At 68.1% G+C, this 13410-nt stretch carries 14 protein-coding genes; 6 read left to right on the top strand and 8 right to left on the bottom strand.

What is annotated here, in order from left to right; genetic code table 11:
• Window positions 1–65 precede the first annotated feature (65 nt).
• The 3 genes from ACGFNJ_RS21335 to ACGFNJ_RS21325 all read left to right on the top strand — a co-directional run bounded on the left by ACGFNJ_RS21335 (window position 66) and on the right by ACGFNJ_RS21325 (window position 3398).
• A complete protein-coding gene (locus tag ACGFNJ_RS21335; protein ID WP_393450701.1) occupies window positions 66–1091 on the top strand; it encodes a hypothetical protein in 1026 nt (341 codons plus the stop codon).
• Between the two features lie 73 nt (window positions 1092–1164).
• Window positions 1165–2175, top strand: coding sequence for a hypothetical protein (locus ACGFNJ_RS21330; RefSeq protein WP_393450698.1), 1011 nt, complete (start codon window positions 1165–1167; stop codon window positions 2173–2175).
• Between the two features lie 47 nt (window positions 2176–2222).
• On the top strand, window positions 2223–3398 hold the full coding sequence (locus ACGFNJ_RS21325) for a PLP-dependent aminotransferase family protein (RefSeq protein WP_393450695.1): 1176 nt from the start codon (window positions 2223–2225) through the stop codon (window positions 3396–3398).
• 81 nt (window positions 3399–3479) lie between these two features.
• Here ACGFNJ_RS21325 and glpK read toward each other — a convergent pair whose 3' ends face one another.
• Entirely contained in the window at window positions 3480–4979 is a 1500-nt protein-coding gene (glpK, locus tag ACGFNJ_RS21320) for a glycerol kinase GlpK (protein WP_393450692.1), read from the bottom strand.
• A 259-nt stretch (window positions 4980–5238) separates the two neighbouring features.
• On the opposite strand from glpK, the gene ACGFNJ_RS21315 reads away from it, so the two are divergent.
• From ACGFNJ_RS21315 to ACGFNJ_RS21305, 3 genes are all read left to right on the top strand, one after another.
• Window positions 5239–6972, top strand: coding sequence for a glycerol-3-phosphate dehydrogenase/oxidase (locus tag ACGFNJ_RS21315; RefSeq protein WP_393450689.1), 1734 nt, complete (start codon window positions 5239–5241; stop codon window positions 6970–6972).
• 83 nt (window positions 6973–7055) lie between these two features.
• Window positions 7056–7343, top strand: a complete 288-nt coding sequence (locus tag ACGFNJ_RS21310; RefSeq protein ID WP_393450686.1) for an ArsR/SmtB family transcription factor — start codon at window positions 7056–7058, stop codon at window positions 7341–7343.
• Window positions 7340–7729: a VOC family protein gene (locus tag ACGFNJ_RS21305; RefSeq protein ID WP_393450683.1), complete on the top strand. Its 390-nt coding sequence runs from the start codon at window positions 7340–7342 to the stop codon at window positions 7727–7729. Before ACGFNJ_RS21310 ends, ACGFNJ_RS21305 begins: the two co-directional genes overlap by 4 nt.
• 11 nt (window positions 7730–7740) lie before the next feature.
• Here the strand turns inward: ACGFNJ_RS21305 and ACGFNJ_RS21300 are convergent, their stop codons facing one another.
• From ACGFNJ_RS21300 to ACGFNJ_RS21270, 7 genes are all read right to left on the bottom strand, one after another.
• Complete coding sequence (locus tag ACGFNJ_RS21300) at window positions 7741–9033, bottom strand: sensor histidine kinase (protein ID WP_393450680.1); 1293 nt, start codon at window positions 9031–9033, stop codon at window positions 7741–7743.
• Complete coding sequence (locus ACGFNJ_RS21295; protein ID WP_393450677.1) at window positions 9030–9704, bottom strand: response regulator transcription factor; 675 nt, start codon at window positions 9702–9704, stop codon at window positions 9030–9032. The genes ACGFNJ_RS21300 and ACGFNJ_RS21295 overlap by 4 nt, the downstream gene beginning before the upstream one ends.
• Before the next feature lie 77 nt (window positions 9705–9781).
• Complete coding sequence (locus ACGFNJ_RS21290; protein ID WP_393450674.1) at window positions 9782–10003, bottom strand: hypothetical protein; 222 nt, start codon at window positions 10001–10003, stop codon at window positions 9782–9784.
• Window positions 10004–10129: 126 nt separating this feature from the next.
• Window positions 10130–10720, bottom strand: a complete 591-nt coding sequence (locus ACGFNJ_RS21285) for a TetR/AcrR family transcriptional regulator (RefSeq protein WP_393452207.1) — start codon at window positions 10718–10720, stop codon at window positions 10130–10132.
• Window positions 10721–10818: 98 nt separating this feature from the next.
• Entirely contained in the window at window positions 10819–12180 is a 1362-nt protein-coding gene (gene hpnE, locus ACGFNJ_RS21280; protein ID WP_393450671.1) for a hydroxysqualene dehydroxylase HpnE, read from the bottom strand.
• A 55-nt stretch (window positions 12181–12235) separates the two neighbouring features.
• Window positions 12236–12418 (bottom strand): hypothetical protein, encoded by a 183-nt coding sequence (locus ACGFNJ_RS21275; RefSeq protein ID WP_393450668.1) that lies wholly within the window; start codon window positions 12416–12418, stop codon window positions 12236–12238.
• A gap of 208 nt (window positions 12419–12626) precedes the next feature.
• On the bottom strand, window positions 12627–13409 hold the full coding sequence (locus ACGFNJ_RS21270; protein WP_393450666.1) for a DNA-formamidopyrimidine glycosylase family protein: 783 nt from the start codon (window positions 13407–13409) through the stop codon (window positions 12627–12629).
• Window position 13410: the final 1 nt, after the last annotated feature.

The raw sequence follows: 13410 nt of genomic DNA, 5'->3' as shown, positions 1-13410 counted from the left end.
GGTCGAACACGGGAAAGGGAATGCGACAAGTGAAACATCGTAAGCCGAGTCGGGCGCAGCGAGCGATGGCAAGCACCTCGTTGCCACTGGCTACCGCGGCCGCCGTGGCCACTCTTTTCGCGGCGCCTGCGGGGGCAGCGCCGAACGATCAGCCGACCACCCCACCAACGACCGCGCCGCCGGCCCCTGCTCCGGTGCAGCCCGGGGCGGAGACGCCGTCGAGTCCGGAGACCACCAAGCCGGATCCGAACAAGCCGAGCCAGCCGGGCGTCACCAACCCGCCGCCGAGCCAGCCTGGCGTGACCAATCCACCGCCGAGCCAGCCTGGCGTCAACACTCCGGATCCGGCCATGCCGAATCCGCCGAAGGACCCCAAGCTGGCCCAGCCGTCGCAGCCGGGTGTCACCACCCCGCGTGTCGCGCCGCTGCCGGTGCCGGGAAGCAAGCCGGACCAGCCCGCGCAGCCTGCGATCACGCCGGATACCCCGCAGGACCAGCAGAAGCCCGTGCAGCCGGGTACCCAGCAGGCGCCGGGTACGCAGGCCAAGCCCGGCGACGAGAACGCCCAGGCGCGGCAGCCGGAGACGCTGGCGCAGCCGCAGCAGCAGCCGCGCTGGCAGGCGCCTCGACTGGAGGCGGCGCCGCCTGCCCCGGTCGTCGAGATGAGCGGTCCGCACCAGGAGATCGGTGCGAACGTCGACGGCGGCAACCTGCTGCCCGGCTACGCGGCCAACACGCACCACTTCAACAACGAGTCGGGCTATGTCGGCACCATCGGATACCGCACCCCGGCCGGTGCCGGTGAGGCCGGTGTTTCGGTCGAGTACGTCGACGCCAACACCGTCAAGGTGACCACCTACACCGGCGGCGTCGGCCTTGCCGACAACAAGACGATCTCGGTCTTCGACACCACCCAGGCCAACCTGGCGAAAGCGGCTGTCGAGAACTGGATCAAGGAGCAGCCGGGTGGTGCCGCAGCACTGGAAGCGGCCGCGCAGGTTAAACTTCCGCTGCAGCCGGGCGATTTGGCTCCGCAGACTGTCGAAGTGGGTGGCGTCACCACCCAGTGGGGTGGTTCACTCCAGTACTGACACGATGTGATTCGACGGGTGGGGCGGTCGTTCGCGACCGCCCCACACGTGTGTCCTGGGGAAAGGAGTGGGTGTGACCTCCGACGGTGATCCGAGGGAGAACGAATCCGACGAGCGGCCCGCGTCGGACTTCGGTCCGCCGGTGGGCGAATTCGGTCCTCCCGTCTCGGAATTCGGTCCGCCTGTCTCGGAATTCGGTCCGCCGATGGGTGACACCGGTCCGCGCTGGCCGGTGCCCGAGCAGACCGCGGACCATCCCGAGTTGGTGTGGCGGCCCGCGGCCGAACCGGAGCCGCCGCAGGCCGCGCAGTATCGCGCACCCGATTCGACGGTCTATCCGACGCCGCCGCCCGCGCAGCGGCCGGGACCGCCTCCGCAGCAACGGGTTCCGGCTGCCGAGCCGGCGCAGGCCGACGCCGACAAGGACACCTGGTGGACGCGTCCGACCGATACGGGCAGCGTGCCGAAGCCGCCGCCGCTGGCCGCGCCAGGCCTGTCCTGGGCGGACGATCCGATCGCGCAGCGGCTGGCGCCGACCTCTCCGACGACGCCGCCGCCACGGAAGTCCAGCTCGCACAAGGGCAGGAACTGGCTCGCGGGTCTCGTTGCGGTCGCCATCCTCATCGGGCTGACGGTGACCGTGATCATGGTGTCCAGCAACAACACTGGCGACTCCGCGGCGCCGCCGCCCGTGTCCACCAGGGCGGGCAGCTGTCCGGCGAGCAAGGACGGCAACGTGACCGTCGGCAACGGCCCTGGCGACACCGCTAGCGGTGCAGGCGCGATTCTCGGGTTCCAGTACGCCTTCTACGTGGAGCGCAGTGGCGAGCGGGCCAGGAAGTTCGTCGCAGACGACACGATCAACGTGTCGCCAGCGGCGAACATCCAGGAAGCCATCAACGCCGAGATCCCCGTCGGCACCAAGCACTGCCTGCGGATCGCCGAGACCGCATCGGGGACGTACGAGGTCGACCTGCAGGAGTTCAAGCCGGACGGGACGGAGCGGCTCTACCCGCAGACCATCACCACGGTGGTGCGCGACGGCAAGTATCTGCTGTACTCGATCGATACTCGTCTCAAATAATGGGAAACTAGTTTCATATCTTGGTAGCGGTGTGTCACAGTTGAGGTATGTCGGCGACCCTTCCGCCGCTCGCGGGCAAGCTCGGCGGCCTGCGTAGCTCGGCGATACGTGACCTGCTGAAACTCACCGCGCGGCCCGAGGTGATCGGGCTCGCCGGTGGGTTGCCGGATGCCGAGCTGATGCCGCGCGAGCGGTTGGCGATCGCGGCCGACAACGCGTTGCGGGGGACCGGGTGCCTGCAGTACACCGAGTCGCCGGGCTGGGCGCCGCTGCGTGCGGTGCTCGCGGAGCGCGAGTCGGCGCGGCTCGGGCGGCCGGTCGAGGTCGCCGAGGTGTTCGTGACACACGGCTCGCAGCAGGCGTTGTCGCTGCTCGCCGAGGTGCTGTTGGATCCAGGCGCGCTGGTCGTGGTGGAGGACCCGGCGTATGTCGGTGCGCTGCAAGTCTTCCGGGCCGCCGGTGCGCGGATCGTCGCGGTGCCGCTCGACGGCGAAGGCATGCGCATCGATGTGTTGAAGGAACTGCTCGCGCGGGGTGAGCGGCCTGCCTTCGTACACACGGTGAGCAACTTCCACAACCCGGGCGGCGTGACGCAGAGTCGGGCGCGCCGCAGGGAGCTCGCCGAACTCGCTGTCGCCAACGGGTTCTGGGTGATCGAGGACGATCCGTACGGTGAGCTGTGGTTCGATCGGCCCACCCCCGAACCGGTGGCGGCGTACGCGCCCAACGTGATCCGGCTCTCCAGCGCCTCGAAGATCATCTCGCCGACGTTGCGGGTCGGCTGGATGGTCGCGCCGGATCCGGTCTGCCGCGCCGTGGAATTGCTGAAACAGGGTGCCGACCTGTGTGGTTCGGCGCTCACCCAGCAGATCGCGACCGAGTTGCTCACCGATGAAGCCTGGCTGACCGGCCACATCGACACCGTCCGGCACGCATACGGCGAACGCGCCAAAGCCCTTGTGCACGCGCTGCGTACCCGCTTCGGCGACCGGCTGCACTGCACCGACGCCACCGGCGGCATGTTCGTCTGGGCCGATTTCACCGACGGCACCGACACCGAACTGCTGCTACCCCGGGCGCTCGACGCGGGCGTCGCCTACGTGCCAGGCTCGGCGTTCGCCGTCGACGGCGGCTACCGGAACTCGATGCGCCTGTGCTTCACGACCTCCGACGCCGACACCCTGACCGTTGCGGTGGACAGGCTGGCAGACGCCGCAGGCTAGGCCCAGTGTCGACGGCTCAGCCGGCGCCTCAGGGGACTTCGACACCAGGGCCTGGCGAATGGGTCATACCCTGCGAGCAGGTCAGTCGGCCCAGTCGTAGGTGCGTTCGACGGCCTTGTTCCATGCCTTCAGGTGTTCGGCGCGGTCGTCCTCGGACATCGTTGGCTGCCAGGTCTTGTCGGCCGCCCAGTTCTCCCTGATGTCGTCGGTGCCCGACCAGTAGTCGACCGCGAGACCCGCCGCGTAGGCTGCGCCGAGCGCGGTGGTCTCGTTGACCACCGGCCGCACCACGGGCACGTCGAGGATGTCGGACTGGAACTGCATGAGCAGGTCGTTGCCGACCATGCCGCCGTCCACCTTCAGGGTGGTCAGCTCGAGGTCGAGGTGCTCGGATTCGGCGTCGGCGCGCATCGCATCGACCACCTCGCGGGTCTGAAAGGCGGTGGACTCCAACACCGCTCGCGCCAGGTGCGCCTTGTTGACGAACCGGGTGAGCCCGGCGATCACCCCGCGCGCATCCGGCCGCCAGCGGGGCGCGAAGAGGCCGGAGAAGGCGGGCACGATGTAGGCGCCGCCGTTGTCCTCGACGCTGCGGGCCAGCGGCTCGATCTCGTCCGCGGACGAGATGATGCCGAGGTTGTCCCGAAACCATTGCACCAGTGAGCCGGTCACCGCGATGGAGCCCTCCAGCGCGTACACGGCCTCCTGGTCGCCGAGCTGGTAGCAGACGGTGGTCAGCAAGCCGTGCTTGCTGAGCACCGGTGTCGTCCCGGTGTTCAGCAGCATGAAATTGCCGGTGCCGTAGGTGTTCTTGGCCTCGCCGGGGGACAGGCAGGCCTGGCCGAAGGTGGCGGCCTGCTGATCGCCGAGGATGCCTGCCACCGGGATGCCCGCCAGCGGGCCCGCGGTGATCTCCGCGTAGACCTCCGAGGAGCTGCGGATCTCGGGCAGCATCGACTCCGGCACCCCGAATTCCGCGCAGATCTGCGAATCCCATTGCCGGGTACGCAGATCCATCAGCATGGTGCGCGAGGCGTTGGTCACATCGGTGATGTGCTTGCCGGTGAGGTTCCACAGCACCCAGCTGTCGATGGTGCCGAAGCACAGCTCGCCCGCCTCGGCGCGCTTGCGCGCACCGTCGACGTTGTCGAGGATCCAGCGGAGCTTGGGGCCTGCGAAGTAGGTGGACAGCGGCAGGCCGGTGCGTTCTTGATAGCGGGTCGGCCCGATCTCGCCGCCCAGCTCGGTGGTGAGCCGGTCGGTGCGGGTGTCCTGCCAGACGATCGCGTGGTGAATCGGCTTGCCGCTGGCGCGATCCCAGACCACCGTGGTCTCGCGCTGGTTGGTGACGCCGACCGCGGCGATGTCGTCCTTGCCGAGCTTCGTCTGCTTCAGCACCTCGCCGAGCACGAATTCGGTATTCGTCCAGATGGTTTCGGCATCGTGCTCGACCCAGCCCCGGCGCGGGAAGATCTGTTCGTGTTCCCGTTGGGCGACGCCGACAACGCGCCCCTGCCGATCGAAGACGATGCAGCGACTCGAAGTCGTGCCCTGGTCGATGGCGGCCACATAGCGACGCATTCGTGCAGGTTACTAAAACCGGGCCCGGGTGTGGTCGATTGTGGCGTGCGCGGGTCCCGCCGATGTCTTGCCCTGCCGTCGCCGGGTCGCTCGATTAGGGTCGGTGTCAGTTACCGATGGGTAGTGATCGACGACACGGACGGCGTCACGGTCGAAGAGATCCGTACCGGTTCGCATAGCCTGTACGGGAGCAGCTCGAACGAATGCCCGAGAAAGACCACTACGTCGTCGACAACCGGCGCGGCTGGAGGAGTCGAGCATGACCAAGAAACCGGAATCCCAGTTCCTCGGTCCGGAGCAGCGTAGGACGGCCTGGGAGCGGTTCGGCAAGGACCATTTCGATGTGGTCGTCATCGGCGGCGGGGTGGTCGGTGCAGGCATCGCGCTCGATGCCGCGACACGCGGGCTGCAGGTGGCGCTGGTCGAGGCCCGTGACCTGGCCTCCGGCACGTCGAGCCGCTCGTCGAAGATGTTCCACGGCGGCCTGCGGTACCTGGAGCAGCTGGAGTTCGGTCTGGTGCGCGAGGCGCTGCGCGAGCGCGAGCTCGCGCTGTCCACGCTGGCGCCGCACCTGGTGAAGCCGCTGCGCTTCCTCTACCCGCTCACCCATCGGGCGTGGGAACGCCCCTACGTGGCGGCAGGCCTGGTGCTCTACGACACCATGGGCGGCGCGAAATCCGTGCCAGGACAACGGCATCTGTCCCGAATGGGCGCGCTGCGGCTGGCGCCAGGCCTCAAGCGCAGCGCGCTGATCGGCGGCGTCAGCTACTACGACACCGTGGTCGACGACGCCCGCCACACCATGACCGTCGCCCGCACCGCCGCGCACTACGGCGCGGTGATCCGCACGTCCACCCAGGTCGTCGGCTTCCTGCGCGAGTCGGACCGGGTGGTCGGCGTGAAGGTGCGCGACAGCGAGGACGGCCGCACCGCCGAGGTACGCGGGCATGTGGTGATCAACGCGACCGGCGTGTGGACCGACGAGGTGCAGGCGTTGTCGCACCAGCGCGGTCGTTTTCATGTGCGCGCCTCCAAGGGCGTGCACATCGTGGTGCCGCGCGACCGCATCGTCAGCGATGCCGCGATCATCCTGCGCACCCCCACCTCGGTGCTGTTCATCATCCCGTGGGGCACCCACTGGATCATCGGCACCACCGACACCGACTGGAACCTCGACCTCGCCCATCCCGCGGCGACCAAGGCCGACATCGACTACCTGCTCGACCGGGTGAACGAGGTGCTGGTCACGCCGCTGACCCACGACGACATCGACGGCGTGTACGCGGGCTTGCGCCCGCTGCTGGCCGGCGAGAGCGACGAGACCTCCAAGCTGTCCAGGGAACACGCCGTCGCCCGCGTCGCGCCCGGCCTCGTCGGCATCGCGGGTGGCAAGTACACCACTTACCGTGTGATGGCCTATGACGCGGTGGACGAAGCGGCGCAAGACATTCCGGCTCGAGTATCGCCATCGATCACCGAAAAGGTCCCGCTGCTCGGCGCCGACGGCTACTTCGCCCTCGTCAACCAAACCGTCCAGCTGGCCGAGGCGTACGGCGTGCACCCGTACCGGATCAAGCACCTGCTCGACCGCTACGGCTCCCTCATCGACGAGGTGATGGCGATGGCCGACGGCAAACCCGAACTCCTGCAACCGATTACCGAGGCGCCCTCGTATCTGCAGGTCGAGGCCGTCTACGCGGCCGCAGCCGAGGGCGCGCTGCACCTCGACGACATCCTCGCCCGGCGCACCAGGATCTCCATCGAATATTCGCACCGCGGCAGTGCCTGCGCCGAACAGGTTGCCCGCCTCGTCGCCCCCGTCCTCGGCTGGGACGACGCCGAAATCGCCCGTGAGATAACCACGTACCAGGCTCGCGTGGAAGCCGAGATCCGTTCGCAGACTCAGCCCGACGACATTTCCGCCGACGCACTGCGCGTCGCCGCCCCCGAGCCGCGCCCCGAAATTCTGGAGCCGGTTCCGCTGGACGGCTGAACACCCGCCTGCCTCGAAACGAGCACACGGACCATGGTCCCGAGCATTGACATGCAAGTAAATACTTGCCTATTGTCGGTGCTGTGCGTGACGTGTTCAAGGCGCTCGCCGATCCGACCCGCCGGGCGATTCTGGACGGGCTGGCCGAGCGGGACGGTCAGACGCTCTTCGAGATCTGCGGGCGGCTGACCATGCGGCACGGGCTCGGTTCCTCGCGCCAGGCCGTCTCGCAGCATCTCGATGTGCTGGAGCAGGCGGGGCTGGTCAGGACGGAGCGGGCAGGCCGGTCCAAGTTCCACTACATCGACCGGAAACCACTGGTGGGCCTGGTTGATCGATGGCTCGCCGACAACGGAAAGGCAAATCCATGAAGATCGTCGTCACCAGTGTCTTCGTCGATGACCAGCAGAAGGCGCTGCAGTTCTACACCGATGTGCTCGGATTCGTGAAGAAGAACGATATTCCGCTCGGCGCCGCCTCTTGGTTGACCGTGGTCTCGCCGGAGGATCCGGACGGCACGGAGCTGCTGCTCGAGCCCGCCGGGCACCCTGCCGTCGGTCCCTATCGGGATGCGTTGCGTGCCGACGGCATCCCGGTCACCACCTTCGGCGTCGATGACGTGCACGCCGAATTCGAGCGGCTGAGCCGGCGCGGCGTCGAGTTCACTCAGGAGCCGACGAACATGGGCACGACAACCACCGCGGTATTCGACGACACCTGCGGCAACCTCATCCAATTCCACCAGGTGACCGCCTGATTCGGCGCAACCTACAGCGTCGGCGGCGGCAGGGCGATGGTGGCGATGGTGCCGCCGCCCGGCGCCGGTTCCATGGTCGCGGCGCCGCCGTGGAGTTCGGCGATCCAGGCGACCAGCGCCAGGCCGATGCCACTGCCGCGGCCGCCGGTGACGCCGCGCTGGAACGGGTTGCTCGACAGCTGCGGATTCAGCCCGGCACCGTGATCGCGCACGCTGACCCGCCCGTCGCCGACGTACACCTCGACCGGCGCGCCGGGATTGACGGCGCCGTGCGTGATGGCGTTCTCGATCAGGTTGCGCACCGCGAGGCTCAGCAGGTTCGGGTCACCGACGACCACCGTTGGCGTGGTCTGCACGAGGATCTCGGACTTGAATTCCTCGACCACCGCTTCGGTGAGCTGATCGAGCAGCAACTGCACCCGCTCCATCGTCGTGACGCCTGCCTGCATCCTGGCCCGTGCGAGCAGGCCTGCGACGATCCGCTCCATCTTGGCGCCGAGTGCGCTGGCATCGGTGAGCGCGCGCTCCACCTCGTGCGGGTTGCGCCTGCGCGGCGCGGTCACCAGCCCCAAAGTGGTGAGCGGCGTGCGCAATTCGTGTGCGGCGTCGCCGAGGAAGCGTTCCTGTTCCTCGATCAACGCCAGCGCCTGACGCATGCTCCGGCCCGAAATGCCATGTGCCGCAATGGCGGACAAGACGACCAGGGTGAGTCCGCCGACCACCAGGCCCCATAACAGCAATGCCCGATCCCGGTCGTGCAGACCGGGATTCGTGCCTGCGATGACGACGGCCCGGGTCTTCGTGTCCTCCCAGTAGGCCGGGGTCGCCGCGAGTCGCACCGGTCGTCCCGCGCTGTCGCGGCTGTCTTGGAAGACGGTGCCCGAGACCCGCACCGCATCATCGGCCATCGCGGCGACGCCGTTGCTGGCCGGCAGCCAGGAGCGCAGATGTCCGTAGATCTCGCGCCAGCGCCCGTTGTCGTCGTTCGTGACGATCATGACCGCCATCTCACCGTTGGCCAGATCGTCCTGCTTGACCTGGTCCAGGTTGATCGCCTGCTCGTCCGGGTCGAAGTCGAGGGCGCGCCACAGCCCCGACACGACCCGGTCGAGACTGTTGTCCACCGCGTTGTGCCTGGACCGCGCGTCGATGGTCGCCGCGAGGACGCCGAGGATGACCAGACTGGTCGCGGTGATCACGGTGATCAGCGCGGTCAGCAGCCAGCGGGTGCGGCGCAGCCTGGCGACGGCGGGGCGAGGATTGGTCAGGCTCGTGATGTCGCCGCGCGGCTCGGCCTGGCTCAACGTGCGAATGCTTCACTTCCGATCATGAATCCGGTGCCACGGACGGTTTCGATCACCGGCGGTGGCCCGAGCTTGCGACGTAGCTGCGCGATGACCGCGTCGACCACGTTCGAGGCGGGCTCGGCCATCTCGTCCCAGCAGCACTCGATGAGTTCGCTGCGGGAGACGACGCTGCCCGCGCGCGTGGCGAGCAGTTCGAGCACCGCGAATTCCTTGGGGGTCAGCGAGCGCAGGATGCCCGCGCGCACGACCCGTCGCCGCGGCAGGTCGATGTCGATATCGCCGAGCACCAGGCGCGCGGGCGCCGGATGTTCGCGGCGCCTGCTGAGCGCGCGCACCCTGGCGGCGAGTTCGGGCAGCGCGAACGGTTTGACGAGATAGTCGTCGGCGCCGTGCTCGAAACCGGCGACGCGATCGGCAACGCCGTCGCGGGCGGTGAGCATCAGCACCGGCACCCGCGCGCCTGCGGCGCGCTGCGCGGCGACCAGCTGCAGTCCGTCGCCGTCGGGCAGGCCGCGGTCGAGCACGAGGACGTCGTAGGTGTTGACGGCGATCTTCAAGTCGGCGTCGGCGAGGTCGTATGCGAGGTCGACCGCGAAACCGGCCGCCCGCAATCCAGCCGCGATTTCGATGCCGAGACCCTCATCGTCTTCCACTACCAACACCCGCACGAGATCAGAGAATAGGTCATTTGAGGCAGTGTGCCGCCCGGTGGTCCGGCCCCCGCCGAACCACCGGGTCGCCGAGATCAGTTGGTGGAGTAGTAGAGGTCCCACTCACCGGTCGGGGTCTGCTGGCACTCCCACCATTTCCAGTCCGGGTGGGCGGGCGCGTTCAGTCCGTCGGCGCGGCAGGCCGCCTCGGTGCCGTACGTGCCGACGTAGATCGTCTCCGCGTTGGCCACCGCCGACCCTCCGGCGACGAGGCCTGCGGTGAGCGCGACGGCCGCGAGCAGGGTGCTGATTTTCATGCTGTTTTCCTTTCTCCCTGGCGCGCTGTTCCGCGCCTGGAAGTAGGAAACCAAGGTGTCCGTGAGATTTTCATGAGGCGGACGTCGCCGCAGGTCAGGGTGATGAAGCCGGTCGAGGTTGGTTACTCAGGTTGCCCCGAGGGTGTCCGGTGCTTCGAGGCGGACCGCCCAGCCGACGAGCGAGCGCAGATAGCGCAGCACCAGCTCGTCCGGGTACTGCACCGGATCGGTCAGGTGCAGCCGGGCCAGCTCTTCCATGGCCGCCAGCATGATCCGCTCGGTGGGACCGTCCGGGTCGACCCGGACGCCGGTGTAGCGGGAGAGGTGGCGCGCGCCGATCGCGCGGGCGTAGGCGCGGCCGAGTTCGAGCCTGGCGCGCAGGTCGGGCGGCCCGCCGTCCGGCGGGCTGAGGATGATCCGCCAACTGGTCGGCGCCGCATGCAGATAGGCGAGGATGCCGCGGCCGACCCGGTCGACGTCGACAGCGTCGGCGTCGGACCAGTCGACGCTGCCGACCCCGGCCAGCGCGATCGCCGATTCGCGATCGAGCAGCGCGGTCATCAGGCCGCCGAGGTCGGTGAACTGCTGATACACCAGGGCGCGGGCGACCTGGGACTCGCGCGCCACCCGGTCGATGCTGACCGCGCCGAAACCATCGGCGGCGACGATGTCGCGGGCGACATCGAGTAGCTGGGCGCGCCGGTCGGCTGCCGACATCCTGCGCTTCGGGGACGGCTGATCGGTCGGGGCCTCGGCGATCGAAGCCCCGGTGGACGGCGACCGAGCGATGTGCTCGGACGCGGTGCGCTCCGTGGTCACGGCACCGACGGTAGCGCAAGCAGCAAATCGACCGCGTTGGCCGAGCTCTGGACCGCGCTTTCCATCGTCGCCGACCAGTCGGTGGCGGTCCAGTCGCCCGCGAGCACCAGCGTCGGCACCGAGGTCTTTTGCGCCGGGCGCAGCGCGTGCGTGCCGACCACCTGGGAGAAGGTCGCCTTGGGCATCCGAACCACGTGTCCGAGAATGACTTTCGCTTCTTTCGCGGCCGGATAGTACCGGCGCAGCAGCTCGACCTGTTCGGCGACGATCTCCTCGTTGCTCTTGTGGATCTGCTCGTAGGCTCCGCTCGTGGTCAGGCAGTACAACCAGGCCCGATCGGTGGCGCGGCCGGTCATCCGCTGGCGGTCGAAGACCTCGTCGATCACGCCGGTGCCGCCGATCAGCGCCTCGAATTCGGCGGTGGTGCCGAGCGGGCGATCCAGGTACAGGTTGGTGCTGACGATCGGCGTGTAGCCCAGTTTGTCTGCGGCCGCGTAGATTTCGGCGTGCTCGGGCAGGTCGTCGAGCAGGCCGTTGATGGTGGAGTTCGGCACCGCACACACCACCGCGTCCGCGGGGACCGTGGTGCCGTCGGCCAGCGTCACGCCGGTGACGTTGCCGTCGACGATGGTGATCCGGCGGGCCACCGCCCGGTATCGGACCTGAACCCCGTGCTGTGCAAAGAATTTCAGCGCACCGGTGATGTAGAGCGTGTCCAGGTCGGTGGTGGGGTAGCCGATGGTGGCCGGCCGTCGATGTTTGATGCCGAGGCGGATGCCGGTGGCCATGACGTCCGCGAGCACCTTCGCCGATTCGCGCTGCACCGGTTCGGCGGCGACCCCGAGGGCAAGCCAATCCCACAGTGCCTCACGGGCTTTCGCCGGCATGCCGACGCGGTTGAACCATTGCTCGGTGCTGAGGTCTGCCAGGTCGGCGGGTTGGTTCAGGCATTGCCAGCCGAGCTTCGTTGTGGCGACGAGGGTCCTGGCTCGTTCGAGCAGCGAGGCGTCGGGGTGGGCGCCGGTCAGGGTGCGCAGTGCGCCGAGTCCCTTCGTGCGCATGGTGACGCTGCGGCCGTCGGGCCAGCGCAGGGTGGCATGGTGCGGGAACGCGACGTACTGGCGGGTGCCGATGCTGGTCAGGTATCGGAACAGATGGTCGTAGCCGCTGGCGATCACATGCTGGCCGTTGTCCGGGAGGTCGTCGACCACGTCGACCTTCATCGCATGGGTGCGGCCGCCGAGCCTGCCGCGTCGTTCCAGCAGGGTGACCTGCTTGCCTGCCTCGGCGAGCCAGACCGCGGCGGCGAGCCCGGCCAGTCCACCGCCGATGACCACATACTGCCGTTGGTCGTTCATGCCGCACTCCTCACTAACTTACAAGTTGTAAGTTAGATCCGAAGCGTGGCCGGCGTCAAGGGCCTGGGACGACCGTGGTGAGTGGGGGATACGGCGCCCGCGGCGGATCGGCGTTCGAATTCTGATGCAGCAGTAGGTAGCTGAACAGCACGGTGGCGAGGGTCGCCAATGTGGCGAAGAGGAGGCGGCTGCCGATCGCGAAGAGCAGTCGTCTGCCCGTTCTCGCTGCCGTCGTCATGATCCGCTCCTGTGCCGTGTGGTGAACGCCAGGGAAGTAGTCGTGCCGAATGCGCCGATCGTTAGCAACTGAGTGGCAAATTACAGGAACGGCCGGTGATAGCGTGCTGGCACGCCGGGCGGCCCTACATGTTGCACAACTGATTCGGTGCGGTTGACCAAAGGGTTTGGTCTCGAAGCGAACTTTGTCAGCGGGAATTGGCCTCGGCTCAGTCGTCGGGAACCGGCTGGCAGCGCGGGCAGAAGTAGATGCCGCGTTCACGGTGGGCAATCCGGTCCGAATCGGGCGCGGAGTCGCCGAGGAGATGGACGACGATGGGCGTGCCACACCGCTGGCACGGTCGCCGCGTGCGGCCGTAGGCCAGTGGGCGCCACGGTGGTTCGTGCGCGGCCTTGGTGAGCACCCGGTGTGCCTCGTTGACCAACGCGAGCAGATCGGGGACCGCGCCGACCGGAGTGGTGGGATGGACGCGACGCAGGAAACAGATCTCGCTGCGGTAGATGTTGCCGATCCCGGCGAGGTTGCGTTGATCGAGCAGGGCGAGTCCGATCGGCTGGTCCGGATATCGCTGCAGTCGGCGCACGGCCTCCTCAACCGACCAATCAGGGCCGAGCAGGTCCGGTCCGAGGTGCGCGATGACCTGGTGCTCCTCGTCGATCCGCAGCACCTCCACCTTGCCGAGCGAAAACCCGACGGCCTCGACCTCGTCGGTGCGCAGCACGACCCGCGCGGTCACCCTCGGTTTGGTCCACCGCTGCCCGCAGTGGAAGGTTCGCCATGAACCCTCCATCTTCAGATGGGTGTGGATGCTGACCGTCGGTGTCCGGATGAACAGATGCTTCCCGTAGCTGCCGACGCTGGTGACCACCTCGTCGCGCAGGTCGACGGTGGCATACCGGGGCACCCGAAAGTCGCTGCCGGTCAAGGTCTTCCCTTCCAGCGCCGCACGAAGGCGAGCGGCGGTGAGAAAGACCGTGTCACCCTCGGGCATG

Source organism: Nocardia sp. NPDC049149 (genome assembly GCF_043197455.1).
Lineage (GTDB): Bacteria > Actinomycetota > Actinomycetes > Mycobacteriales > Mycobacteriaceae > Nocardia.
Note: the sequence above shows the minus strand (reverse complement) of the source record. Positions and strands in the feature narration are given on the sequence as shown.